At 69.6% G+C, this 24,381-nt stretch carries 22 protein-coding genes; 13 read left to right on the plus strand and 9 right to left on the minus strand.

What is annotated here, in order from left to right; translation table 11 throughout:
- The 8 genes from ruvC to ACIPV1_RS02775 all read left to right on the plus strand — a co-directional run bounded on the left by ruvC (position 1) and on the right by ACIPV1_RS02775 (position 8,384).
- Positions 1-645: a crossover junction endodeoxyribonuclease RuvC gene (ruvC, locus tag ACIPV1_RS02740; protein WP_111084043.1), complete on the plus strand. Its 645-nt coding sequence runs from the start codon at positions 1-3 to the stop codon at positions 643-645.
- Positions 642-1,262, plus strand: a complete 621-nt coding sequence (gene ruvA, locus ACIPV1_RS02745) for a Holliday junction branch migration protein RuvA (protein ID WP_402725750.1) — start codon at positions 642-644, stop codon at positions 1,260-1,262. The genes ruvC and ruvA overlap by 4 nt, the downstream gene beginning before the upstream one ends.
- A complete protein-coding gene (ruvB, locus tag ACIPV1_RS02750) occupies positions 1,259-2,302 on the plus strand; it encodes a Holliday junction branch migration DNA helicase RuvB (RefSeq protein WP_111084041.1) in 1,044 nt (347 codons plus the stop codon). The genes ruvA and ruvB overlap by 4 nt, the downstream gene beginning before the upstream one ends.
- A 91-nt stretch (positions 2,303-2,393) precedes the next feature.
- Positions 2,394-2,792, plus strand: coding sequence for a preprotein translocase subunit YajC (gene yajC / locus ACIPV1_RS02755; RefSeq protein ID WP_111084040.1), 399 nt, complete (start codon positions 2,394-2,396; stop codon positions 2,790-2,792).
- Positions 2,793-2,884: 92 nt separating this feature from the next.
- Positions 2,885-4,636: a protein translocase subunit SecD gene (gene secD / locus ACIPV1_RS02760; RefSeq protein WP_123292812.1), complete on the plus strand. Its 1,752-nt coding sequence runs from the start codon at positions 2,885-2,887 to the stop codon at positions 4,634-4,636.
- Entirely contained in the window at positions 4,636-5,643 is a 1,008-nt protein-coding gene (gene secF / locus ACIPV1_RS02765) for a protein translocase subunit SecF (protein ID WP_402725751.1), read from the plus strand. Before secD ends, secF begins: the two co-directional genes overlap by 1 nt.
- Positions 5,643-5,990 (plus strand): rhodanese-like domain-containing protein, encoded by a 348-nt coding sequence (locus ACIPV1_RS02770; RefSeq protein WP_402725752.1) that lies wholly within the window; start codon positions 5,643-5,645, stop codon positions 5,988-5,990. Before secF ends, ACIPV1_RS02770 begins: the two co-directional genes overlap by 1 nt.
- A gap of 69 nt (positions 5,991-6,059) precedes the next feature.
- Complete coding sequence (locus ACIPV1_RS02775; RefSeq protein ID WP_228505676.1) at positions 6,060-8,384, plus strand: bifunctional (p)ppGpp synthetase/guanosine-3',5'-bis(diphosphate) 3'-pyrophosphohydrolase; 2,325 nt, start codon at positions 6,060-6,062, stop codon at positions 8,382-8,384.
- A gap of 369 nt (positions 8,385-8,753) precedes the next feature.
- Here the strand turns inward: ACIPV1_RS02775 and ACIPV1_RS02780 are convergent, their stop codons facing one another.
- The 3 genes from ACIPV1_RS02780 to deoC all read right to left on the minus strand — a co-directional run bounded on the left by ACIPV1_RS02780 (position 8,754) and on the right by deoC (position 11,299).
- Positions 8,754-9,344, minus strand: a complete 591-nt coding sequence (locus tag ACIPV1_RS02780) for a type IV toxin-antitoxin system AbiEi family antitoxin (protein WP_402725753.1) — start codon at positions 9,342-9,344, stop codon at positions 8,754-8,756.
- 132 nt (positions 9,345-9,476) lie between these two features.
- Positions 9,477-10,430 carry an ROK family protein gene (locus ACIPV1_RS02785; protein ID WP_402725754.1) on the minus strand — a complete coding sequence of 318 codons (954 nt, stop codon included), beginning with the start codon at positions 10,428-10,430 and terminating at the stop codon, positions 9,477-9,479.
- Positions 10,431-10,567: 137 nt separating this feature from the next.
- Positions 10,568-11,299: a deoxyribose-phosphate aldolase gene (gene deoC / locus ACIPV1_RS02790; RefSeq protein ID WP_131880096.1), complete on the minus strand. Its 732-nt coding sequence runs from the start codon at positions 11,297-11,299 to the stop codon at positions 10,568-10,570.
- Positions 11,300-11,342: 43 nt separating this feature from the next.
- On the opposite strand from deoC, the gene ACIPV1_RS02795 reads away from it, so the two are divergent.
- From ACIPV1_RS02795 to ACIPV1_RS02810, 4 genes are all read left to right on the plus strand, one after another.
- Positions 11,343-12,875, plus strand: a complete 1,533-nt coding sequence (locus tag ACIPV1_RS02795; RefSeq protein ID WP_123294425.1) for an SDR family oxidoreductase — start codon at positions 11,343-11,345, stop codon at positions 12,873-12,875.
- Positions 12,872-13,456: a GDSL-type esterase/lipase family protein gene (locus ACIPV1_RS02800; protein WP_132100356.1), complete on the plus strand. Its 585-nt coding sequence runs from the start codon at positions 12,872-12,874 to the stop codon at positions 13,454-13,456. The genes ACIPV1_RS02795 and ACIPV1_RS02800 overlap by 4 nt, the downstream gene beginning before the upstream one ends.
- Positions 13,456-13,890 (plus strand): DUF6804 family protein, encoded by a 435-nt coding sequence (locus tag ACIPV1_RS02805; RefSeq protein WP_194647769.1) that lies wholly within the window; start codon positions 13,456-13,458, stop codon positions 13,888-13,890. The genes ACIPV1_RS02800 and ACIPV1_RS02805 overlap by 1 nt, the downstream gene beginning before the upstream one ends.
- A gap of 97 nt (positions 13,891-13,987) precedes the next feature.
- Positions 13,988-15,541: a stealth conserved region 3 domain-containing protein gene (locus ACIPV1_RS02810; RefSeq protein WP_131880098.1), complete on the plus strand. Its 1,554-nt coding sequence runs from the start codon at positions 13,988-13,990 to the stop codon at positions 15,539-15,541.
- A 675-nt stretch (positions 15,542-16,216) separates the two neighbouring features.
- On the opposite strand, the gene ACIPV1_RS02815 is transcribed toward ACIPV1_RS02810, so the two are convergent.
- The 5 genes from ACIPV1_RS02815 to ACIPV1_RS02835 form a co-directional block, all read right to left on the minus strand.
- The gene (locus ACIPV1_RS02815) at positions 16,217-17,176 is read right to left on the minus strand and encodes a phosphodiesterase (RefSeq protein WP_123938020.1); all 960 of its coding nucleotides are present in this window, start codon (positions 17,174-17,176) and stop codon (positions 16,217-16,219) included.
- A 163-nt stretch (positions 17,177-17,339) separates the two neighbouring features.
- On the minus strand, positions 17,340-19,028 hold the full coding sequence (locus ACIPV1_RS02820) for a ubiquinol-cytochrome c reductase cytochrome b subunit (protein ID WP_131880102.1): 1,689 nt from the start codon (positions 19,026-19,028) through the stop codon (positions 17,340-17,342).
- On the minus strand, positions 19,028-20,092 hold the full coding sequence (locus tag ACIPV1_RS02825; RefSeq protein WP_111084029.1) for a ubiquinol-cytochrome c reductase iron-sulfur subunit: 1,065 nt from the start codon (positions 20,090-20,092) through the stop codon (positions 19,028-19,030). Before ACIPV1_RS02825 ends, ACIPV1_RS02820 begins: the two co-directional genes overlap by 1 nt.
- Before the next feature lie 33 nt (positions 20,093-20,125).
- A complete protein-coding gene (locus tag ACIPV1_RS02830; RefSeq protein ID WP_123294420.1) occupies positions 20,126-20,935 on the minus strand; it encodes a cytochrome c in 810 nt (269 codons plus the stop codon).
- A 21-nt stretch (positions 20,936-20,956) separates the two neighbouring features.
- Positions 20,957-21,595, minus strand: coding sequence for a heme-copper oxidase subunit III (locus ACIPV1_RS02835; RefSeq protein ID WP_111084027.1), 639 nt, complete (start codon positions 21,593-21,595; stop codon positions 20,957-20,959).
- Between the two features lie 70 nt (positions 21,596-21,665).
- Here ACIPV1_RS02835 and trpD point away from each other — a divergent pair, with 70 nt between their 5' ends.
- Entirely contained in the window at positions 21,666-22,730 is a 1,065-nt protein-coding gene (gene trpD / locus ACIPV1_RS02840; protein WP_402725755.1) for an anthranilate phosphoribosyltransferase, read from the plus strand.
- Positions 22,731-22,826: 96 nt separating this feature from the next.
- Here the strand turns inward: trpD and glpK are convergent, their stop codons facing one another.
- Positions 22,827-24,338 (minus strand): glycerol kinase GlpK, encoded by a 1,512-nt coding sequence (gene glpK, locus ACIPV1_RS02845; protein ID WP_111084025.1) that lies wholly within the window; start codon positions 24,336-24,338, stop codon positions 22,827-22,829.
- Between the last annotated feature and the right edge of the window lie 43 nt (positions 24,339-24,381).

The following is a 24,381-nucleotide window of genomic DNA, read 5'->3' on the forward strand; positions in this document are numbered from 1 at the left end:
GTGCTCCGTGTGCTCGGGGTGGACCCCGGGCTCACCCGGTGCGGCGTCGGCGTCGTCGAGGTCGCACCGAACCGGCGCGCACGGCTCGTCCACGTGACGGTCGTGCGCACCCCGGCGGACATGCCGCTCGAACAGCGGCTGCTCCGCATCGCCGACGGCATCGCCGCCGAGATCGACGAGCACCACCCGGACGCGGTCGCCGTCGAGCGGGTGTTCGCCCAGGCGAACGTCCGCACCGTGATGGGCACCGCCCAGGCGGCCGGGCTCGCGCTGCACGCCGCGGCGGCTCGCGGGCTGCCCGTCGGCCTGCACACGCCGTCCGAGGTCAAGGCGGCCGTGACCGGCTACGGCAACGCCGACAAGCGCCAGGTGCAGACGATGATCGCGCGCGTGCTCGGTCTGGCCGAGGCCCCGAAGCCGGCCGACGCCGCCGATGCGCTCGCGCTGGCCGTGTGCCATGCCTGGAGGCTCGGATCACCGGACGTCGCCGGCGAACGTGCCACGAACCTCACCCCGGCACAACGCGCGTGGCGCGACGCACAGGGCGGCACCGTCGACTCCCCGCTCGCCCGTGCGGCCGCTGCTGCGGCCCGACCGCGTGGCTCGTCGGCCGCGTCGGTGGGCGGCCGTAGGCTCGGGGCATGATCGCGAGTCTCCGGGGTACCTGCATCGACATCGCCGGTTCCGGCGTGGTGATCGAGGCCGGGGGAGTCGGGTACGCCGTCACCGTGACCCCGGCCCACGCACTGACGATGCGCCACGGGTCCGAGGTGTTCGTCCGCACCGCGATGATCGTGCGCGAAGACGAGCACCTGCTCTTCGGCTTCGAGTCGATCGACGCACTCCAGGTGTTCGACCTGCTGCGCAGCGTTACGGGCGTCGGGCCCAAGTCCGCGATGGGCGTCCTGGCCCACATGGACCCGTCGCAGGTCGCGAACGCCGTCGCGAAGGACGACGACGGCGCCTTCCGCAAGGTCTCCGGCATCGGCCCGAAGACCGCGAAGCTCATCATCCTCGCGCTCACCGGCAAGCTCGCCGCGTTCGAGCAGGCCGCCGTCGTCACCGCCGGCCGCGGCACTGCTGCCCACCCGGCCGCGACCGACGTCGTCTCCGCACTGATCGGCCTCGGCTGGCGCGAGGACGCAGCACAGACCGCCGTCGACGAGACCGTCGCGAACGAGCCAGGGGCCGCGGCCATGGGCACGCAGGCGCTGCTCCGCGCCGCGCTCGGTGCGCTCCGGCCCGCCGGTGCCGGTCGATGAGCGGCATCACGTCAGCCGGAGCCGAGTCGCAGGAAGAACTCGCGTTCGAAGGTGCACTCCGGCCGCGGTCGCTCGACGAGTTCGTCGGCCAGCGCAAGGTGCGCGGGCAGCTCGACCTGCTGCTCAAGGCGGCGGGCATGCAGGACCGCACCCCGGACCACATCCTGATGGCGGGTCCTCCCGGCCTCGGCAAGACCACGCTCGCGATGATCGTCGCGCACGAGACCGGGCGTCCGTTGCGGATGTCGAGCGGTCCGGCGATCCAGCACGCGGGCGACCTGGCTGCCGTCCTGTCGTCGCTCGTGCCGGGCGAGGTCCTGTTCATCGACGAGATCCACCGGATGGCGCGCTCGGCGGAAGAGATGCTCTACCTGGCGATGGAGGACTTCCGGATCGACGTCATGGTGGGCAAGGGCGCCGGCGCGACGAGCATCCCGCTCGACCTCGCCCCGTTCACCCTGGTCGGCGCGACCACCCGCGCCGGCCTGCTGCCGAACCCGCTCCGCGACCGCTTCGGCTTCACGGCGCACCTCGAGTTCTACGAGAAGGACGAACTCGAACAGGTCCTGATCCGCGCCGCGCACCTGCTCGAGCTCGACATCGACCGATCGGCGCTGCGGGAGATCGCCGGGCGTTCCCGGGGCACCCCGCGCATCGCGAACCGGCTGCTCCGCCGGGTCCGCGACTACGCCCTCGTGCACCGCACCACCGACGGCATGGCGGCCGTCCAGGGTGCACTCGACCTGTACGACGTCGACGAGCTCGGCCTCGACCGCCTCGACCGCGCCGTGGTCGAGATCATGCTGACCCGCTTCGACGGCGGACCGGTGGGGCTGAACACCCTCGCGGTCTCGGTCGGAGAAGAGTCCGAGACCATCGAGTCGGTCGTCGAACCGTTCCTCGTCCGGGTCGGTCTGGTCACGCGCACCCCGCGCGGCCGCATCGCGACCCCGGTCGCGTGGCGGCACCTCGGCCTCACCCCAGGGCAGGGCGTCGGGCCGCTCCCGGGCCTGTTCGACGACACCGACACCACCGACTAGCGGCCGATCGGTCGGGTGACATGCCACGCACAGTGGCGTGCCCTAGACTGCTACGGCCCGAAACCGAGCAACCAGAGAAGGCAACTGCATCATGGGTCAAGAAGTCATCCTCATCGTCATCGTCGTGGCGTTCGCGGCCTTCATGTTCTACAACAGCCGCAAGCGCAAGAAGCAGCAGGGCGAGCTCGCCACCAAGATGGTGCCGGGTGCTCGCGTGATGCTGTCCTTCGGCCTGTACGGCACGCTCCTCTCCGTCGACGACGAGAAGGTCACCGCCGACGTCGAGATCGCCCCCGGCACCGTCGTCACCGTGCACCGCCAGACCCTGTCGCGCGTCGTCGACGACAGTGCCTCCGACATCGAGACCACCGCGACGCCGGAGGACGAGGCCAAGCCCGTCGCCGAACTCAACGGGGAGCCGGTCTACGGCGAGCGGGTCGACAACGACCGCCTCGACGAGACCGACTCGAAGCGCAAGTCCGACGACTGACGCCCTCGGCCGCCGGGTCGTCTGACCCGGCGGCTTCCCTCTGCCGTCGTGCCTGAGCGCCGATGGTCCTGAACAGAAAGACGAGACGACCGGTGGCACGATCGACACCCGTCAAGAAGGCGCTGCGCTCGCTCACCTGGTTGGTGATCCTGATGGCGATCCTCGCCGGCCTGAACACCGCCGCGACGATCCTCGCCGGCAGCTCGAAGGACGACACGGACAAGTGGTACCAGGGCGCGAGCTGGGTACCGGAGCTCGCACTCGACCTGCAGGGCGGCACGCAGCTGACCCTCGCGGCGCAGAACACCGAGGGCGACTCGGTGACCTCGCAGCAGCTGCAGCAGGCGGTGGAGATCATCCGCCAGCGCATCAACGCCACCGGTGTCTCCGAGACCGAGATCAACACGCAGGGTGCGAACAACATCGTCGTGTCGATCCCCGGTCGGCCCGACAAGGCCACGATCGACCGCATCGAGGCAGCGGCGAAGCTGACGTTCCGCCCCGTGCTCTTCACCGAGGCCGCGACGAACTCCGCCGTCGGTGACGACGGGAAGTCCACCGCCTCGCCGACGCCGTACTCGCCGCCCGCATCGCTCGCAGCGACGCCGAGCGCGAAGCCGACGAACGCCAGCGACGTCAACTGGATCACCCCGGCGCTGCAGGACCTGTACACCAACTACAACTGCGCGGCTCCGGACGACGTCACCTCGGCGCCGGACGACGAGCCCCTCGTCACGTGTGACGCCGACGGTGCGTCGAAGTACATCCTCGGCCCGGTCGAGGTCTCCGGTGCGAACATCAGCAACGCCACCTCGGGTCTGGCCACCGACTCGCAGGGCACGTCGACGGGCCAGTGGGCCGTCAACCTGACCTTCGACGGCCAGGGCACGAAGGACTTCCGCACCGTCACGAACCGCCTCGTCTCGCTGCAGGCACCGCAGAACCAGTTCGCGATCGTGCTGGACGGCTCGGTCATCACGGCCCCGTCCACGAACTCCGCCATCACCAACGGCAAGGCGCAGATCACCGGCTCGTTCACGGCCGAGTCGTCGAAGACGCTCGCCGACCAGCTCAAGTACGGTGCACTGCCGATCAACTTCCAGGTGCAGTCGAACGAGAACATCTCGGCGACGCTCGGCACGGCGCAGCTCATCGGTGGTCTCGTCGCGGGCCTGATCGGCCTCGGCCTGGTGATCATCTACTCCGTCATCCAGTACCGGGCGCTCGCGTTCGTCACGGTGCTCTCGCTCGGAGTGGCAGCCGTCCTGACCTACCTGGTCATCGCGATCATGTCGTGGCGCGTCGACTACCGCCTGTCCTTGGCGGGTGTGGCGGGTCTGATCGTCGCGATCGGCATCACGGCGGACTCGTTCATCGTCTACTTCGAACGCATCCGTGACGAACTCCGCGACGGTCGCGCACTCGAGAGTGCGGTCGAGTCCGGCTGGAAGCGCGCACTCCGCACGATCCTGGCGTCCGACGCGGTGAACTTCCTCGCCGCCGTCACCCTGTACGTGCTCGCGGTCGCCGACGTGAAGGGCTTCGCGTTCACGCTGCTCCTCACGACGCTGATCGACATCGTGGTGGTCGCGCTCTTCACCCACCCGATGATGCAGCTCATCTCCCGCACCCGGTTCTTCGGCGAGGGGCACAAGTTCAGCGGGCTCGACCCAGCGGCGCTCGGTGCGGTCTACAAGGGGCGTGCGCAGTTCCGCGCCCCCGTGGTGGACGGCAAGCGCCAGCGCAGCGCCGGTGAGGCGCAGCGCCGACAGACGATCGCGGAGCGGAAGGCCCAGCAGGCCTCCGGCGACAACGGCTCGACGCCGGACGGGAAGGACGACTGATGGCCAGCTTCAGCCAGTTCGGCAGCGACCTCTACACGGGCAAGCGGTCGTACGACATCATCGGACGACGCAAGACCTGGTACCTCATCGCGCTCATCATGATCGTGATCTCGCTCGCCACCCCGTGGCTGCGCGGCGGGTACCAGCTCGGCATCGAGTTCACCGGTGGTTCCGAGTTCACCCTGTCGGACGTCAAGAACACCGACCAGAGCATCGCGACGGACACCGTCGAGCGTGTCGTCTCGGACGAGATCCCGCGCGTCTCCCAGCTCGGGACGCACGGCATCCGCGTGCAGACCGGCCAGCTCACCGACCGTCAGACGACCGAGGTGCAGGACGCCCTGGCCGAGGCGTACGACGTGCCGGAGAGCCAGGTCGCCGCGACGTTCATCGGTGCCACCTGGGGCGCCGACGTGCTCGCCCAGGCGATCCGCGGTCTGGTGATCTTCCTCGCCCTGGCCGCCGTCTTCATGACGCTGTACTTCCGCACCTGGAAGATGTCGCTCTCCGCGATGGCCGCGCTGGTCCACGACCTGTTGATCACGGCCGGTGTCTACGGCATCGTCGGGCTCGAGGTCACGCCCGCGGCGGTGATCGGCTTCCTGACGATCCTCGGGTACTCGCTCTACGACACCGTCGTGGTCTTCGACAAGGTGCGTGAGAACACCTCTCAGGAGTCGATCCGCACGTTCAAGCAGTCGGTGAACCTCGCGGTGAACCAGACGCTCGTCCGCTCGATCAACACCTCCGTCGTGGCGCTGCTGCCGGTCGCGGCGATCCTGTTCATCGGGTCGTACGTGCTCGGTGCGGGCACGCTCCGCGACATCTCGCTCGCACTGTTCATCGGCATCATCGTCGGCACCTACTCGACGATCTTCATCGCGTCGCCGATGTACGCCCAGCTGCGCGAGAACGAGCCGAAGATCAAGCAGGCCGACGCCAAGAAGATCCAGGCGGCCGAGAAGCGCCAGCGCGAGGTCGACGCCGACGCGAAGGCGACCGCCTGATGCCGATCGAGATCACCGAGGTCGACGTCGCCGAGGCGCGTCGCCGGCTCGAGTCGGGGTCGCGGTTGTTCGACGTCCGTGAGCAGGGGGAGTGGGACCAGGTCCACGCTCCCGAGGCCACGCTCGTCCCGATGTCCGAGCTGGTGAACCGCTGGCAGGAGATCGACGGCGGCGACGAACCGGCGATCATCGTCTGCCACTCGGGTGCTCGTTCGGCCCGGGTGGTGGCGGCACTCGAACAGTCCGGTGTCTCCGCGGTCAACCTGACCGGCGGCATGGTCGCCTGGGAGCAGTCCGGCGCACCGGTGGTCCGCGACGCCCAGGGCGAACCGGGTCACGAGCACTGACCGGACACGCGTAGTGTTGGCGGATCGAGCTCGGATCGAGCTCTCGGACCGAGTCCTGGGAGGCGCATCATGACGGACACCCGCGAAGAGCCGTCCGCGCCGAGCCGCCCCGGCTCCGCCCAGCGGCCGACCAGCCCCCTCGGACCGAACACGACGGGCAACCTCGGTTCCCTCCGGTCGCTGCTGCCGCGCCTGTTCTCCCGCGCCCAGCCGGCCGGTGCCGTGGACACCCTGATCCGCACGGTGCGCTCGCACCATCCCAAGGCCGACGTCACGCTCATCGAGCGCGCGTACTCCGTCGCCGAGCGCGCGCACGACGGTCAGAAGCGCAAGTCCGGCGAGCCGTACATCACACACCCCGTCGCGGTCGCCCAGATCCTGGCCGACCTGGGCATCGGGCCGATCACGATCGCCGCCGCGCTGCTCCACGACACGGTCGAGGACACCGACTACCAGCTCGACCAGCTGCAGGTCGACTTCGGCGACGAGATCGCCATGCTCGTCGACGGCGTCACGAAACTCGACAAGGTCAAGTACGGCGACAGCGCCCAGGCCGAGACGGTCCGCAAGATGGTCATCGCGATGTCGAAGGACATCCGCGTGCTGGTCATCAAGCTCGCCGACCGGCTGCACAACGCCCGCACCTGGGGCTTCGTCGAGTCCACCTCCGCCACCCGCAAGGCGAAGGAGACGCTCGAGATCTACGCGCCCCTCGCGCACCGGCTCGGCATCCAGATGATCAAGCTCGAGCTCGAGGACCTGTCCTTCGCGGTCCTGCACCCGAAGCTCTACGTCGAGATCGACAGCCTGGTCAAGGAACGGCAGCCGAAGCGCGAGCAGTTCGTCCAGAACGTCATCGGCACGCTCAAGAAGGACCTGAAGGCCGCGAAGGTCCGCGGCGAGGTCATGGGGCGGCCGAAGCAGTACTACTCGATCTACCAGAAGATGATCGTGCGGGGTCGCGAGTTCGACGAGATCTACGACCTCGTCGGCATCCGGGTGCTCGTGCCCACGGTGCGCGACTGCTACGCCATGCTCGGTTCGGTGCACGCGCGGTGGACGCCGCTGCCCGGCCGGTTCAAGGACTACATCGCGACGCCGAAGTTCAACCTGTACCAGTCGCTGCACACCAGCGTGCTCGGGCCGCAAGGGCGCCCGGTCGAGATCCAGATCCGCACGCACGAGATGCACCAGCGCGCCGAGTTCGGTGTCGCCGCGCACTGGAAGTACAAGCAGCGTGCCGCCGGCCGAGACGTCGGGACCTCGTCGACCACCGACGACCAGGACATGGCGTGGCTCGCGCACATCACCGACTGGCAGGCCGAGACGAGCGACCCGGGGGAGTTCCTCGACTCGCTCCGCTACGAGATCGGCGCGAAGGAGACCTACGTCTTCACGCCGCAGGGCAAGGTCATCGGCTTGCCCGCCGGCGCCACCCCGGTGGACTTCGCGTACGCCGTGCACACCGAGGTCGGGCACCGCACCATGGGCGCCAAGGTCAACGGTCGCCTCGTCCCGCTCGAGAGCTCGCTGTCGAGTGGCGACGTCGTCGAGATCTTCACGTCGAAGAACCCCGACTCCGGTCCGTCGCAGGACTGGCTGAAGTTCGTCAAGAGCCCCCGGGCGCGGAACAAGATCAAGCAGTGGTTCACCAAGGAGCGCCGCGAAGAGGCGATCGAGCAGGGCCGCGACGCCATCGCCCGCGCCGTGCGCAAGCAGAACCTGCCGCTCCAGCGGATCATGAGCCAGGACACCATCGCCGAGGTCGCCTCGTCGATGCGGTACGACGACGTCTCGGCCCTGTACGCCGCGGTCGGCGAGGGGCACGTCTCGACGCAGTCCGTCATCGAGAAGGTCCTGGGCAGCGTCCAGAGCGACACCGAGACCGACGAGCCGGAGCTCACGTTCCCGCGCCAGGTCACGAGCCGACAGCTGCGCACGAGCGACAGCGGCGTGCTGGTGCGCGGTGCGCCGGACATCCTGGTGAAGCTCGCGAAGTGCTGCACGCCGGTGCCGGGCGACCAGATCGTCGGGTTCATCACCCGCGGCCAGGGCGTCTCGGTGCACCAGTCGTCGTGCACGAACGTCAAGTCCCTGATGAACGAGCCCGACCGGATGATCGAGGTCGAGTGGGCCCCGTCGTCGAAGTCGGTGTTCCTCGTGCAGATCCAGATCGAGGCGCTCGATCGGTCGGGGCTGCTCAGCGACGTCACCCGGGTGCTCACCGACCACCACGTCAACATCCTGTCGGCGACGGTCTCGACCTCGTCCGACCGGTTGGCGCTCAGTCGGTTCGTGTTCGAGATGGGTGACACCATCCACCTCGACCGGGTGCTGAACGCGGTCCGACGCATCGACGCCGTCTACGACGTCTACCGCGTCAGCGCGGGCTGAGCACGGCCACCGCCGCGGCAGTGCCCCGCGCGGCACGACCATCCGTCGGTCGCGACACGTCGCGCGGGCCCCGTCGACCGGTCACAAACCGTCGGCTGCGGCCCCGCCGACCGACAGTTCGCGACCACTCGGCGGACGCGAGCGGGGTGTTGTGACCGCTCGCACGCTCCGGACGGGAGGCCCGTGGCGCCCCCGCCCCGCGCCTCCCGCCCGACGTCCGGCCGACGCCCGACCATCCGCCGGTCGTGACTCGTCGCGCGGGCCCCGTCGACCGGTCACAAACCGTCGGCTGCGGCCCCGCCGACCGACAGTTCGCGACCACTCGGCGGACGCGAGCGGGGTGTTGTGACCGCTCGCACCCGCGACGCACTACCGGACAACGCCCCCAGCGCCTCCAGCGCCCCCAGCGGCGTCCTGCAGCCCCCGCAACCGCCGCTCGGCCTGCCGCACCATCGGGATCGTCCCGAGGGCGGTCAGCCGCACCTGCAGTTCGGCCGCGGTGACCGCCCCGATCGCCAGCAGCCCGTGCACGGCCGTCGCCTCGGCCTCCCCGAACGCGCCGGCCGAGAGGCCCGGCATCCGGAGCAGGTCGACCGCGGTCCGCGCCGGCATCGTGACCCGCAGCCCTCCGAGGACGGCGCTGTCGTCAGCCTGGAACCGGACCTCCCGCAGGCGCACGTCCGGCCCGACGTGCACGCGGACCTGCGGCGGGATGCAGGCCTCGAGCGGTGCCGGCAGTCTGGACGCCGCACCCCAGATCCACGCGGCCGTCAGGGTGCAGGCGATCAGCCGCCCATCCCGCAGGACCCAGGCGGCAGCGGCGGCACGCAACGACGGCGTCTGGGGCTCGGCAGGGGAGGCCCAGCACGGTCCGACTGGGACGAGTTCGCCGGCGAGGACCGCCGCACGCAGCTCGGGCTCCGGCCAGTCGTCACTGGTCAGCAGTCGCGGGCGGGGCACCCGCACATCCTGCCCGACCTGCGCACGCGACCGACATGCCTGTGGACAAGCCGCGGACCGGCCTGGAGGCCCGTGGCGGGCCCGCACCGAGCCTCCAGGTCGGCGTCGGCGCGGTCCGCTCAGCGCAGGACGTCAGCGCAGGACGTCGGCGCGGTGCACGAGTGCCGCCGCGCCGATGAGCGGGCCGTCCTGCGACAGCGCCGTCGGCACGATGCGCACCTTCGTCACGAACCCGAACTCGACGCGCTCCGCCACCGCTTCGCGTGCGTACTCGAACAGGTCCGGCGTGACGTGGGAGAACCCGCCGCCGACCGCCACGACCTCGAGGTCGACGAGGCTCGTCGCCGCTGCGATCGCCTGCCCGAGCGCCCGGCCGCTGCGCTTGACCGCGGCGACCGCGATCTCGTCGCCGGCCGCGTACGCCGCGGACAGCTCTTCGCCGGTGGACCCGTCGAACCCCTGGCGCTGCGCCCAGGCGACGGTCTTCGGGCCGCTGGCGATCGCCTCGAGGCAGCCGGTGCCGCCGCAGGCGCACGGATCGTCGTAGCCGCCGCACTCCACGTGCCCGATGTGCCCCGCGTTGCCCGTCGGGCCGCTGACGGTGCGGCCGTGCAGGATGAGACCTCCGCCGACGCCCGTCGACACGATCATGCCCATGACGTGGTCGTACCCCTGGGCCGCACCGACCCAGTGCTCGGCCAGCGTGATCGCCAGGCCGTCCATGCGCAGCGTGACCGGCACGCCCTCGGGCACGAGCGCGGCGATGCGGTCGCGCAGCGGGTGGCCGCGCCACACCGGCATGTTGAGCGGGGAGACGAGGCCGTGCTCCTCGTCGACGGGGCCGGCCGAGCCGACTCCGACGCCGACCAGGGTCGCGCCGGTCGGGACCGTGGCCAGCGCGCTCGTCACGACCTCGTCGACGGCGGCCTGCAGCTCGTCGGACGTGCGCTGCGGCCCGGTGGGGCTGCGGAAGCGCGTGCCCGGCAGGACGACCCCCTGGTCGGTGACGAGGGCGGCCTCGACCTTGGTGCCGCCGAGGTCGACGGCGAGTGCGAGGGCGGGGGACTGGGGTGCGGTGCTGGACATGCGCGCTCCGATGCGGCGGTCTGGAGGCCCGGGGCGGCTCCCGGACGCGGCGTCGCGTCCGGTGGGCCCCGGCCTGGCAGGTGGTGGGTCGGTCGGGTCAGGTCGTCGTGCGGTGGATCAGGTCGTGTCGCGGTGGGTCAGTAGGAGCTGGTGTCGTCACCCTGCGACGACGCGGCACCGGTCTCGACGCGGTGCGCGACCTCGTCGAGGATGCGCGCCGACGCACTCGTGCCGATGCGGTTGGCCCCGGCGTCCACCATCTCGAGCAGGGTGTCGAGCCCGCGGACACCGCCCGAGGCCTTGACGCCCGTGTCGGCTCCGACCGTGCGGCGCATCAGCGCGATGTGCTCGGTCGTCGCCCCGCCGCCGGCGAACCCGGTGGAGGTCTTCACGAACGCGGCACCGGCGGACTGCGCGGCACGCGAGGCTGCGACGATCTCGTCGTCGGTCAGGAACGCGGTCTCGAGGATGACCTTGACGACGGTGGACCCGGCAGCGTCGACGACGGCGCGGACGTCCTGCTCGACGCGCTCCCAGTCGCCGGACTTCGCGGCGCCGATGTTCTGCACCATGTCGAGCTCGAAGGCACCGTCGGCGAGGGCCTGCAGCGACTCGGCGACCTTGGCCGCGGTGGACGTGGTGCCGTGCGGGAAGCCGATGACCGTCCCGACGCCGACGCCGGTGCCCCGGAGACGCTCGACGGCGTAGGCGACGTCGCTGGGCCGGACGCACACGCTGAAGACCCGGTACGCGGCGGCTTCGTCGAGCTGGGCGTCGACGTCCGAGCGGGTGAGCTCGGGCTTCAGGATCGCGTGGTCGATGAGGCCGCGGACGGCATCGGCGGTGACGGGGAAGGCTGCGTTGTCCACCCGGCAAGCCTACCCGTCAGGCGTGCCGCGTAGCGTTCCGGGCATGCAGGTCCTCGTCACCGGCGCCACCGGGTACATCGGCGGTCGTCTCGTCCCCCGTCTCCTCGAAGCCGGACACTCCGTGCGCGTGTTCGTGCGCAACCCTCGGAAGCTCCAGGACGTCCCGTGGAGCAGCGACGTCGACGTCGCCGAAGGAGACCTGCAGGACGCCGACGCGGTCCGCGCCGCGGTCGACGGCGTCGAGGCCGTGTACTACCTCGCCCACGCGATGGGTGCCGACGGCGACTTCGAGTCCGCGGAACGGCAGGCGGCCGAGACGATGGCGCACGAGGCGAAGCGTGCCGGCGTCAGCCGATTCGTCTACCTGGGCGGCCTGCACCCCGACGGCGACCTGTCGAAGCACCTGCGCAGCCGGAAAGAGGTGGGGGAGATCCTGCTCCACTCCGGCGTGCCGACGATCGCCTACCAGGCCGGCGTCGTCATCGGTTCCGGCAGCACCTCGTTCGAGATGATCCGGCACGTGACCGACGTCCTGCCGTGGATGCCCGCACCGCGGTGGGTGCGCAACCGCATCCAGCCGATCGCCGTGCGCGACGTCCTGTACTACCTGGTCGCGGCGCTCGACGTCCCCGCCGACGTCAACCGCACCTTCGACATCGGCGGGCCGGACGTCCTGCGCTACGGGCAGATGCTCAACGGCTACGCGGTCGAGGCGAAGCTGCGGCAGCGCCCGATCACGGTCCTGCCGGTGCTCACCCCGCGCCTCGCCGCACACTGGTTCAACGCCGTCACCCCGATCCCGCGAAAGCTCGCGACGCCGATCATCGAATCGCTGCAGTTCGAGTGCGTCCAGCGCGAGCACGACATCGACGACGTCGTCCCGCAGCCCGAGGGCGGGCTCACCTCGTACCGCCGCGCGGTCCGACTCGCACTGAACAAGATGCGCTCCGGCGAGGTGCAGACGAGCTGGCGGAGCGCCACCCTGTCGAGCGCCTCGGCCGACCCGATGCCGACCGACCCGGACTGGGCCGGCCACACCGTCTACGTCGACGACCGGAAGCGGCACTCGACCGCCTCGGCGGAGGACGTCTGGCGCGTCGTCGAGTCGATCGGCGGCGAGAACGGCTGGTACTCGTTCCCGCTGGCCTGGGTCGCCCGCGGCTGGATGGACAAGGTCGCCGGCGGCGTCGGGCTCAGCCGTGGTCGTCGTGACCAGGACCGACTCGAGCAGGGCGACGCCCTCGACTGGTGGCGCGTGGAACGCCTCGAGCGCGGTCACTACCTGCGGCTCCGCGCCGAGTTCAAGTCACCCGGGCGCGCCTGGCTCGAGATGACCGTGACCCCGAACCCCGAGGGCGGCAGCGACTACCACCAGCGGGCGATCTACTTCCCGCAGGGCCTGCCCGGACGGCTGTACTGGTACGGGATCCTGCCCTTCCACGGGATCATCTTCCCGGGCATGGTCGAGCGCATCACCGCGGCCGCCGAGCGCGAGTCGGACAACACCGAGTCGACGCAGCGCAACCGGACCCAGCACAATGGGAGTCCGGAACCGGCGAACGAGGAGGCAGCATGACCGAGGAACGCAGTCCCGTCCTGTTCCTGGGGGACAGCATCACGGCCCAGGGGTCGTGGGACAGCTGGCTCCCCGACGAGCAGACCCTGAACCAGGGCATCAGCGGCGACACGACGGACGGCGTGCTCGCACGGCTCGACGCGGTCGTCGCCGAACAGCCCGAGGTGATCGTGCTGCTGATCGGCACGAACGACTTCGGCAACCACCGGGCGAGCGCCGAACACGTCGTCCGCAACGTCGAGACGATCCTCGTCACCCTGCGGCGCGAGCTGCCCGGTGTCCGGCTGCTGCTCGTCTCCGTCCTGCCCCGTCAGGCCGAGTACACGGCGAAGATCGAGGAGGCGAACCGGCACCTGCGGCAGTTCGTCGCGACCTGCCACGCGCAGTACCTCGACGCCTGGCCCGCGCTGGCGGACGGCGAACACCTCGACGACCGCTTCACCGACGACGGCCTGCACCTCACCGACGAGGGCTACCGGGCCTACCTCGGCGAGCTGGTCCCCGCGCTCGAGCGTGTGCGGGGTCTCCCACCGATGTCCCGGTCCTTCACGGCCATCGACCTCGACGAGGCCCCCGCCTGATGGCTGCCCGCAAGGGACGACCCCCGGTGGGGTCGTCGCAGAACGGCGTGCCCGCCGCACCGGTCCGACCGGCCGCGGGGACGACGAACACCCGTGCCACCCCGGGGTTCACCCGACCGGCACTCGCACCGTCGCTCATCGCCGCGATCGTCCTGCTCGCGTGCGTGGCGATCATCGACTCGTCCGGCTTCGTCTTCGCCCGCTGGGGCATCACGGTGCTGTCCCTCATCGTGCTCGTCTTCGCGGTGCGCGGGAAGACGTGGTGGGCCGCCGTGCTGATGGCCGCCGTCGCCGTCTGCTGGAATCCCCTGGTCACGGTGCCGATCCCCGGCCAGGTGTGGGCCGCGTTGCAGATCCTGGCTGCCGCCCTGTTCATCGTGGTGGGCATCGCCGTCAAGGTGCCGCGCGAGGCGGACGCACCCCGGGCCTCCTGACCGGCTCCGCTGACCGCCTGCGGAACCGACCGGGCGGGCGGACGGTAGGATCGCAGGGTCGGGTACAGGACCCGGCAGCACGACCCGAAGGGCATGGATGAACGACGAGACCGAGCCGGTGACCGAGAGTCCTCTGCTGACCCCTCGACCGTCCTCCGGCGGTCTCGACCGGCCCGACGTCGTCGTCCGCAAGGGGCGCCTGACGCTGCTCAACGGCCACCTGACGCCGCAGCAGTCGATGATCGAGGACCTGTTGTTCCTCGACGACGCGCTGACCGAGGCCGACGTCGACCACCTGCTCATCCGCGGCAACGACGAGCGTCCGGTGATCGCGATCGACGAGCGCGATCGCCAGCGTGCGGAGAGCGCCGTCATGGCCGCCGCCGTCAACGAGCCGTTCTACGCGAAGCCGCCGGGCGAACCGGCCGTGCTCGTGCAGGACGACGGTCTCGGGCCGGTCGACGAGCCGGTGCTGCGCGTGTTCCGCCCGCGCCTGGAGCCCCTCGGTCGTCTGCGCTACGGCGCCGAGACGAGCGTGCAGCTCGAGTTCTGGCGACTCACCGACACCGAGGTGCTCGCGCCCGTCGAGAACGCCCTGATGCGCCGCAGCCTGCCGGTCGACGAGTTCGTGCTCGTCGACATCGAGCGCTACGGCCGTACCTGGCGCACCGTCGAGCACATGTTCGACGACCACGTCTCCGACATCCGGTTCCCGATCGACATCGTCTTCTCGTGGGTCGACGGCAACGCCATCGAGTACCAGCGCGCCCGCCAGGCAGCGCAGGCGACGGCCGTCCTGGGCGAGGGCGACGACGCCCCCGCACGGTTCCGCCAGATCGACGAGCTGAAGTACGCACTCCGCTCGGTGCACACGTTCGCACCGTGGATCCGCCAGATCTACATCGCCACCGATTCACCCGCTCCGCACTGGCTCGCTGACCACCCCAAGGTCCGCATCGTGCGCAGCGAGGAGTTCTTCGCCGACCCGTCCGTGCTGCCGACTCACAACTCGCAGGCCGTCGAGTCGCAGCTGCACCACATCCCGGGCATCAGCGAGCACTTCATCTACTCGAACGACGACATGTTCTTCGGCCGCACCGTCGACCCCTCGGTGTTCTTCAGCCCGGGGTCGGTGTCGAAGTTCATCCTCGCCACCACCCGCATCGGCCTCGGCGTGAACAACGCCGCGCGCAGCGGGTTCGAGAACTCCGCGCGGGTCAACCGTCGCCTGTTGCAGCAGCGGTTCGGTGCGGTCACCACCCGGCACCTCGAGCACGCGCCCACCCCGCTCCGGTCGTCGATCATGACGGAGATGGAGCACGAGTTCGCCGACGAGTTCCGTGCCACAGCGGCGTCGCGCTTCCGTGCTGCCGAGAACATCTCGGTGACCAACTCGCTCTACCACTACTACTCGTTGCTCACGGGTCGGGCGATCACGCAGGAGAACGCCGACGTCCGCTACATCGACACCACGATGCAGTCCGGGCTGCGGTCGCTCGACGAGTTGCTCAAGAAGCGGAACGCGGACTTCTTCTGCCTGAACGACGGCAGTTTCCCGGAGGTCAGCGACGAGGAGCGGACGCAGCGCGTGACCGACTTCCTCGAGCGCTACTTCCCCTTCCCCGCGCCGTGGGAGCGCGACAGCGTCTAGAACGCGCCAGCGTTCTGCTGTCGCGCTCCGGGCGAGCCTGCGAGCCCGGCGCCGAAGCCCAGCCACGCGCTCCGGGCGAGCCTGCGAGCCCGGCGCCGAAACCCAGCCACGGCTCCGGGCTCGGCGCCGACCGCCGTCCGCCGACCGGTCACGGCCTGTCGGCGCCCGCCCCGTCAGACGGCGCAAGCTGACCACTCGACACACGTCTCGCGGTGGGTCATGACCACCGGCCGGACGGGAGGCCCGTGGCGGCCCCGCCACGGGCCTCCCGACCGCCCCGCCCCGTCGCCGACCGCCGACCGGTCGCGGCCTGTCGGCGCCCGCGCCGTCAGACGACGCAAGCTGACCACTCGACACACATCTCGCGGTGGGTCGTGACCATCGGCCGGTCAGGAGGGCCGGGACGGACTCGCCACGCGCCTCCCCACCGCCCCGCCCCGTCGCCGACCGCCGACCGGTCGCGGCCTGTCGGCGCCCGCCCCGTCAGACGACGCGAGCTGACCGCTCGACACACGTCTCGCGGTGGGTCGTGACCACCGGCCGGACGGGAGGCCCGTGGCGGCCCCGCCACGCGCCTCCCGTCCGCCGTGGGCGCATGCCCACCGCACATGGTGAGCACAAATGGTCGGGTCCGCACTGCGGACCCGACCATTGCTGCTCACGAAGTGCGGCGACCTACCGGTGGACGGGGGAGACCGGCACCGAGTCGAGCGTAAAGACCGGGATGCTCGAGGTCACCGGAGCCGGCTCGACCGCGGGCGGGATCGTGACCCCGTGCGCTGCGAGGCGGGCCTCGGTCTCGACGGCCGACACGGGTTCGCCGACCGTGGAGTAGTGCCCGATCGGGACGACCGAGTGCACGACGTTGTGGCCGTAGACGTGCACCAGGTTGAACGACTGCGCGCCGTCCCGCCCACGCGTGCCGCCCTGGAACTCGGTGAGGTCCTGCGTGTAGCAGGTGGCACTGGCGACCGACACGGGGATGCCCGCGAAGACCGCGCTGGTCGAGTAGTGCAGGTGGCCGGCGATGATGGACAGGACGTCACTGCCCTCCAGCACCTCGGCCAGGGCCTGCTGGTCGCGGAGCTCGACGAGGACGGTCAGGTCCTGCACGCTCGGCACGGGCGGGTGGTGCATCGCCAGGATGGTGCCGTGCGGCGCAGCCTCGGACAGGACCTCGGCCAGCCAGTCGAGCTGCTCGGGGGAGACCTCGCCGTGGTGGTGGCCCGGGACACTCGTGTCGAGAGTGATCACCCGGAGACCGTTGACGTCGTAGACGAAGTCGACCGGACGGTCGGTGGGGTGCAACCCGAAGAGCTCCTGACGGAACGCGCCGCGCTCGTCGTGGTTGCCCATCGCCCAGATGACCTGGGCACCGATCCGGCGGGCAGCCGGCTCGACGATCTCGCGGACGCGGGCGTAGGCACCCGGTTCGCCCTTGTCGGCCACGTCGCCGGTGACGACGATCGCTTCCGGCCGGGTGCCTGATGCTTCGATGTCCGCGACGATCTCGGTGAGCCGTGCGGCGGAGTCGACCCCGCCGTACAGATCACCGTCGCCGGAGACGAGGTGGGTGTCGCTGAGGTGGAGGAGGAAGTGGTTCGGCCTGGGGTGTTCGGCCGTCCGGCTGTCCATCGGGGTCTCATTCCGTTGGCGGATGCGTGGTGCAACACGTTGCCACACCGTCCTGGATGAGTCCAGCACGTGTCGGTGAACCAGCCGTGAACTGGGGGCGGCGTTTCGCCCATCGCACGAAGAAACCCCCGCCACGTGGTGGCGGGGGTTCCTGTCGTCGTGCTTAGTGCTTTTCCTCGACCTGCGGGGCCTGGTGGCTGCCCTCGAGGTCCGGGCCGTGGTGGGCGGCGTGCGCTGCCTCGAGCTCGGCCTTCGAGACCGGCTCGATGCGGTCTTCGAAGAAGAAGCGGGAGACGCTCGCACGGGCCTTCTGGACCACGGTGATCTGCCCCTTGGCGTTCGGGCGGATCATGAGCGGCTTGTACTCGTTGAACTGCAGCAGCTTCCAGCGCTCGTACTCGTCGAGCTGCTCGTGCACCTCGATGTACTCACCGTGGGGGAGTCGGACGATGCGACCGGACTCGTAGCCGTGCAGGACGATCTCGCGGTCCTTCTTCTGGAGTGCGAGGCACACGCGCTTCGTGATCCAGAAGGCGACGAACGGGCCGAGGACCGTCGTTGCCTGGATCACGTGGATCACGTGTTCGATCGACACCAGGAAGTGGGTCGCGATGATGTCCGACGACGCCGCAGCCCAGAGGCTGGCGTAGAGCGTGATGCCGGCGGCACCGATCGCCGTGCGGGTCGGGGCGTTGCGCGGACGGTCCAGGATGTGGTGCTCGCGCTTGTCGCCGGTGATCCACGACTCGAGGAACGGGTACAGCAGGATCGCGAGGATGAGCAGCACCAGGACCGCGATGGGCGCCAGGATGTTGAACGACACCGTGTAGCCGAACCACACGACCTCCCAGTGCGGCGGCACCAGACGCAGTGCGCCGTCGGCGAAGCCGATGTACCAGTCGGGCTGGGTACCGGCGGAGACCGGCGAGGGGTCGTACGGGCCGTAGTTCCAGATCGGGTTGATCGTGAACATCGACGCGATGAGGGCGATGATGCCCGCGACGATGAAGAAGAACCCGCCGGCCTTGGCGGCGAACGCCGGGAGGATCGGGACACCGACGACGTTGTCGTTGGTCTTGCCCGGGCCGGCGAACTGGGTGTGCTTGTTGATCACGACGAGCACGAGGTGGACACCGAGCACCGCGACGAGGATCGCCGGCAGCAGCAGGATGTGCAGCGTGTACAGGCGGCCGACGATGTCGGTGCCCGGGAACTCGCCACCGAAGAGCAGGTAGGCGATCCAGACGCCGATCACCGGGACACCCTCGATCATGCCGACGATGATCCGCAGACCGTTTCCGGAGAGCAGGTCGTCGGGGAGCGAGTAGCCGGTGAAGCCCTCACCCATGGCGAGGACCCAGAGCAGGAAGCCGAAGACCCAGTTGAGCTCACGCGGCTTGCGGAAGGCACCGGTGAAGAACACGCGGGCCATGTGCAGCATGATCGACGCCACGAACAGCAGGGCCGCCCAGTGGTGGACCTGGCGGACGAAGAGCCCACCGCGGATGTCGAACGAGATGTCCAGCGTGGACTGGAGTGCCGTCGACATCTCGACGCCCTTGAGCGGAACGTACGAGCCGTTGTAGACGACCTCGGCCATGGAGGCCTGGAAGAAGAACGTCAGGAACGTGCCGGAGAGCAGGACGACGACGAAGCTGTACAGCGCCACCTCGCCGAGCATGAAGCTCCAGTGGTCCGGGAAGATCTTCCGGCCGACTTCCTTGACGAGCCCCGAGATGCTGGTGCGCTCGTCGATGTAGTTGGCGACCCCGCCGATGATGCGGGATCCGCGCTCCGGAGCCGGCTTGTTGGCCGTGCTGCTCGGTGCCGTGGTGGTGGGGGTGCTGGTCATCAGCGTTCACGCTCCCAGAAGGACGGTCCGACCGGCTCGTGGAAGTCGCTCTGGGCAACCAGGTAGCCGTCGTCGTCGATCGCGATCGGAAGTTGGGGGAGGGGGCGTGCGGCCGGACCGAAGATGACCTCGCAGTTGTTCGAGACATCGAAGGTGGACTGGTGGCACGGGCACAGCAGGTGGTGCGTCTGCTGCTCGTAGAGCGCGACCGGGCATCCGACGTGGGTGCAGATCTTGGAGTACGCGACGATGCCGTCGTAGCCCCAGTTCTCGTGGCCCTTGGACGGGTTGAGGTCCTTCGGGTCGAGACGCATGAGGAGGACGGAGGCCTTGGCCTTCTCCTCGAGCATGTGCTCGGAGTCGAGCATGCCGTCCGGGATGACGTGGAACACCGAACCGATGGTCACGTCCGAGGCCTTGATCGGCAGACCCGTCGGGTCCTTCGTCAGGCGCAGGCCCTGCTTCCAGAAGGTGTGGCGCAGGAGCTCGTTCGGGTCTTCGGCCGGGGCGAGGTCGCGGACCAGGACGATGCCCGGCAGCGGGAACGCAGCCAGCGCACCGATCATCGAGTTGCGGATCAGCTTGCGACGGCTGAAGCCGGACTCCTTGTCGGCCAGCTGGAAGGCCTCGACGGCCTTGGCGCGCGTCGCGTCCGTGCCGCGGGTGCCGTGGCGGAGCTCGGTGATCTCGCGGTCGACGACGAGCGACTTCGACCAGTAGACCGCGCCGAGGCCCAGCGCGATGAGTGCGAGGGCGATCGAGAGGCCGAGGAAGAGGTTCGCGGTGCGGACCGTCCCGAAGTCGTTCGAGTCGATCGGGAACGCGACGTAGGCCGCGATCGAGAGGACGCTGCCGACGATCGAGAGGTAGAAGAAGGTCGCGACCTGACGCTCGGCCAGGCGCTGCTTCTTCGGGTCGACGTCGGTGCGGCGCGCGCGGTGCGGCGGCTCACCCGGGTTCTCGAACGGGTCGGTGGGCAGCACCGCGATCCCGGGGGAGGTGGTCGTGCCGTGCTTCTCGACAGCCGAGGACGAGTTCAGCGTCTCGTCGTCGTGCTCTGCCATGGTGTTCCCTTCAGTGTCGTTCGACACGGACGATCAGTTGGACTTCGCGGTCAGCCAGACGGTCATCGCGACGACCGCGCCGAGTCCGAAGATCCAGATGAACAGACCCTCGGCCACCGGGCCCAGGGAGCCGAGTGCGAACCCGCCGGGCGACTTGTTGTCCTGCACGTACTTGAGGTACGTGATGATGTCGGCCTTCTGCTCCGGCGTGAGGTTCAGGTCGTTGAAGACCGGCATGTTCTGCGGGCCGGTCTGCATCGCCTCGTAGATGTGCTTGCCGGAGACCGTCGACAGGTTCGGGGCGTACTTGCCCTCGGTCAGGGCACCGCCGGCGCCGGCCACGTTGTGGCACATGGCGCAGTTGATGCGGAAGAGCTCGGCACCCTCGGCCGCGTCGCCGTCCTCACCGTTGGTGAGCTCGGTGGACGGGACGGCCGGGCCGGGGCCCAGCGAGGCGACGTACTCGGCGAGGGCGTCGACCTGCTCGTCCGTGAACTGCGCGGGCTTCTCTTCGGCCTGCGGACCCTGGGCGGCCATCGGCATGCGGCCGGTGCCGACCTGGAAGTCGACGGAGGCGGCGCCGACACCGATGAGGGACGGACCCTCGCTCGTGCCCTGGGCGGAGAGGCCGTGGCAGGTCGCGCAGTTCGAGGCGAAGAGCTTCTGGCCCTCGTTCACCTTCGACTGGCTGGTCGCCGCGACGGTGCTCGTGCTGTCGTCGGCGTTGGCCGTGGAGCTGAAGAGCGCGTACGCACCGCCGGTGGTCATGAGGCCCACGACGATGAGCGAGACGGTCGCCATCGGTGAACGGCGGCCCTTCTTGGTCTTGGTTCTGTTGAACATGTGCTCGGGGGTGTCCAGTTCCTACTTGAGAAGGTAGATGACGGCGAAGAGGAAGATCCACACGACGTCGACGAAGTGCCAGTAGTACGACACGACGATGGCGGTGGTCGCTTCCTTGTGACCGAAGTTCTTCGCGGCGAAGCCGCGGCCGAGCGTCAGCAGGAAGGCGATGAGGCCACCCGTGACGTGGAGGCCGTGGAACCCGGTCGTCATGTAGAAGGCCGAGCCGTAGGCGCTGGAGGAGAGCGTGACGCCCTCGTGCCAGAGGTTGGCGTACTCGAAGATCTGGCCGCAGACGAAGATCGCGCCCATCGCGTAGGTGACGAAGAACCACTCCGTCATGCCCCAGTGGCGCGGGTTCCAGCTCGTGCGGTGCACCTGGAAGCGCTCTGCAGCGAACACGGCGAACTGGCACGCGAAGCTGGACAGCACCAGGATGATCGTGTTCACCGAGGCGAAGGGCACCTCGAGCTTGGAGGTTTCGGCCGCCCACAGCTCGGGGGACGTGCTGCGCAGCGTGAAGTAGATCGCGAACAGGCCGGCGAAGAACATGACCTCGCTGCCCAGCCACACGATCGTCCCCACGGCAACGGCGTTCGGCCTGTTCAGGGCCGGACCGCTGGCGGATCTGGAGAGAGGGGTGCTAGTCACGTCCTCCATTATGGCCGAAACCCCAGACAGTGTTTTCGCAGGAGACTGGCGGGTCTCTCGAATTCACTACGATCGAGCCATGCCTGACGCACTCTCTTGGCCTGCAGTGATCAGCGCGCTCATGGCGCGCGAGGACCTGACGATCAGGCAATCCACATGGGCCATGGAGGAGATCGTGCACGGGCGCGCCACCCAGGCACAGATCGCCGCGTTCGCCGTGACGCTCCGTGCGAAGGGCGAGACCGTCGACGAGGTGGTCGGGTTCCGCGATGCGATCCTCGACGCCGCCGTTCCGCTGGACGTCGACCCGATGGCGTTGGACATCGTCGGCACGGGTGGGGACGTGGTCGGCACCGTGAACGTCTCGACCATGGCGGCGATCGTCATCGCCGCCGCCGGGGTGCCCGTCGTGAAGCACGGCAACAAGGCGAGCTCGTCGAAGTCCGGTTCGAGCGACGTGCTCGCCGCGCTCGGCCTCGATCTCACGATGGACGCCGCGCGTGTCGCGGACACCTTCCGGCGTGTCGGACTGACCTTCGCGTTCGCCAACGCGTTCCACCCGGGCTTCGCGCACGCCGGGCCGGTCCGCCGCGAGATCGGCGTGCCCACGGTGTTCAACTTCCTCGGGCCGCTCGTCAACCCCGCACGGTGCGAAGCGAACGCGGTCGGCGTCGCGCAGCTCGAACTCGTGCCGATCATCACGGGCGTGTTCCAGACCCGCGGCGCGACCGCCCTGGTCTTCCGCGGCGACGACGGCCTCGACGAGCTCACCACCACCGGCCACAGCCACATCTGGGAGGTCACCGGCGGGCGCATCATCGAGCACGACCTCGACCCGCGTGACCTCGGCATCGCACGTGCACGCACCGAGGACCTGCTCGGCGGCGACCCCCAGCACAACGCCGGCGTCGTGCACCGCGTGCTGTCGGGGGAGACCGGCCCGGTGCGCGACATCGTGCTGCTCAACGCCGCAGCGGGACTGGTCTCCTTCCGTCTGGCGCAGGACCCGGCCGAGTCCGACCGCCCGATCCTGCAGCGCTTCCGCGAGCAGCTCGCGGTGGCCGCCGAGGCGATCGACTCCGGCGCCGGCACCCGCAAGCTGGCGGACTGGATCGCGGTCCCGACCGCGACCGACGCGGAGTAGACGCAACCGACGGGAGGCCCGGTGCCGGTTCCAGGAACCGGCACCGGGCCTCCCGTCGGTGCGTTCAGTGCACGCGGTCAGCGTGCGCCTGCGTCGCTACTGGACGTCCTCGTCGACCCAGTCGAAGGTCTTCGTGACGGCCTTCTTCCAGAGACGGAGCGTGCGCTCGCGCTCCGCGGCGTCGAGCTGCGGCTCCCAGCGCTTGTCCTCCTGCCAGTTGGCACGGAGCTCGTCGAGGTTGGCCCAGAAGCCCACCGCGAGACCGGCCGCGTAGGCCGCGCCGAGTGCCGTCGTCTCGGCGACGACCGGACGCACCACCGGCACGTTGAGGATGTCGGCCTGGAACTGCATGAGCTCGTTGTTGGCGGTCATGCCGCCGTCGACCTTGAGCTCGGTCAGGTCCACGCCCGAGTCGGCGTTCACCGCGTCGAGGACCTCGCGGGTCTGCAGCGCCGTCGCCTCGAGGGCCGCACGTGCGATGTGCCCCTTGTTGACGTAGCGGGTCAGGCCGACGATGGCACCGCGAGCGTCCGGACGCCAGTACGGCGCGAACAGCCCGGAGAACGCCGGCACGAAGTACACGCCGCCGTTGTCCTCGACGGTCTTGGCCAGTGCCTCGACCTCCGGGGCACTGCCGATGAGACCGAGGTTGTCGCGGAGCCACTGGATGAGCGAGCCCGTGACGGCGATCGAGCCCTCGAGTGCGTAGTGCGTCTCCTGGTCGCCGAGCTTGTAGCCGACGGTGGTGAGCAGGCCGTTCTCGGAGCGGACGATCTCGGTACCGGTGTTGAAGATGAGGAAGTTGCCGGTGCCGTAGGTGTTCTTCGACTCACCCTGGTCGAACGCCGCCTGGCCGAAGGTCGCGGCCTGCTGGTCGCCGAGGATGCCCGCGATCGGGACCTCGCGGAGCAGGTTGGACGACTCGACGTGGCCGTAGACCTCGGAGGAGCTGACGATCTCGGGGAGCATCGACTTCGGCACACCGAAGTCGGCGAGGATGTCGTCGCGCCACTGGAGCGTCTCGAGGTCCATGAACAGCGTGCGGGACGCGTTCGTGACGTCGGTCTTGTGGACGCCGCCGTCGACGCCACCGGTCAGGTTCCAGAGGACCCAGGTGTCGGTGGTGCCGAAGAGCAGGTCCCCGGCCTCGGCCTTCTCACGCGCACCCTCGACGTTCTCGAGGATCCACATGATCTTGGTACCGGCGAAGTAGGTCGCGAGCGGGAGGCCGACGATGGCCTTGTAGCGGTCGGTGTCACCGTCGGCGAGCTTGTCGACGATCGACTGCGTGCGGGTGTCCTGCCAGACGATCGCGTTGTAGATCGGCTTGCCGGTGGTCTTGTCCCAGACGACGGCGGTCTCGCGCTGGTTGGTGATGCCCACGGCGGCGACGTCGTGACGCGTGATGTCGGCACGCGACAGCGCCTGACCGATCACCTCGCGGGTGTTGTCCCAGATCTCGGCGGGGTCGTGCTCGACCCACCCGGCGCGCGGGAAGATCTGCTCGTGTTCCTTCTGCCCGGTCGAGATGATCGAGCCGGAGTGATCGAAGACGATCGCTCGGGTGGAGGTCGTGCCCTGGTCGATGGCGACGATGTAGTCGGCCATTGGTGCTCCTTACGGGTGTTCGGTGCGGTGAGCGGCCCGCGAT

This window comes from Curtobacterium sp. NPDC089991 (assembly GCF_044748425.1).
In the GTDB taxonomy this organism is placed as follows: domain Bacteria; phylum Actinomycetota; class Actinomycetes; order Actinomycetales; family Microbacteriaceae; genus Curtobacterium.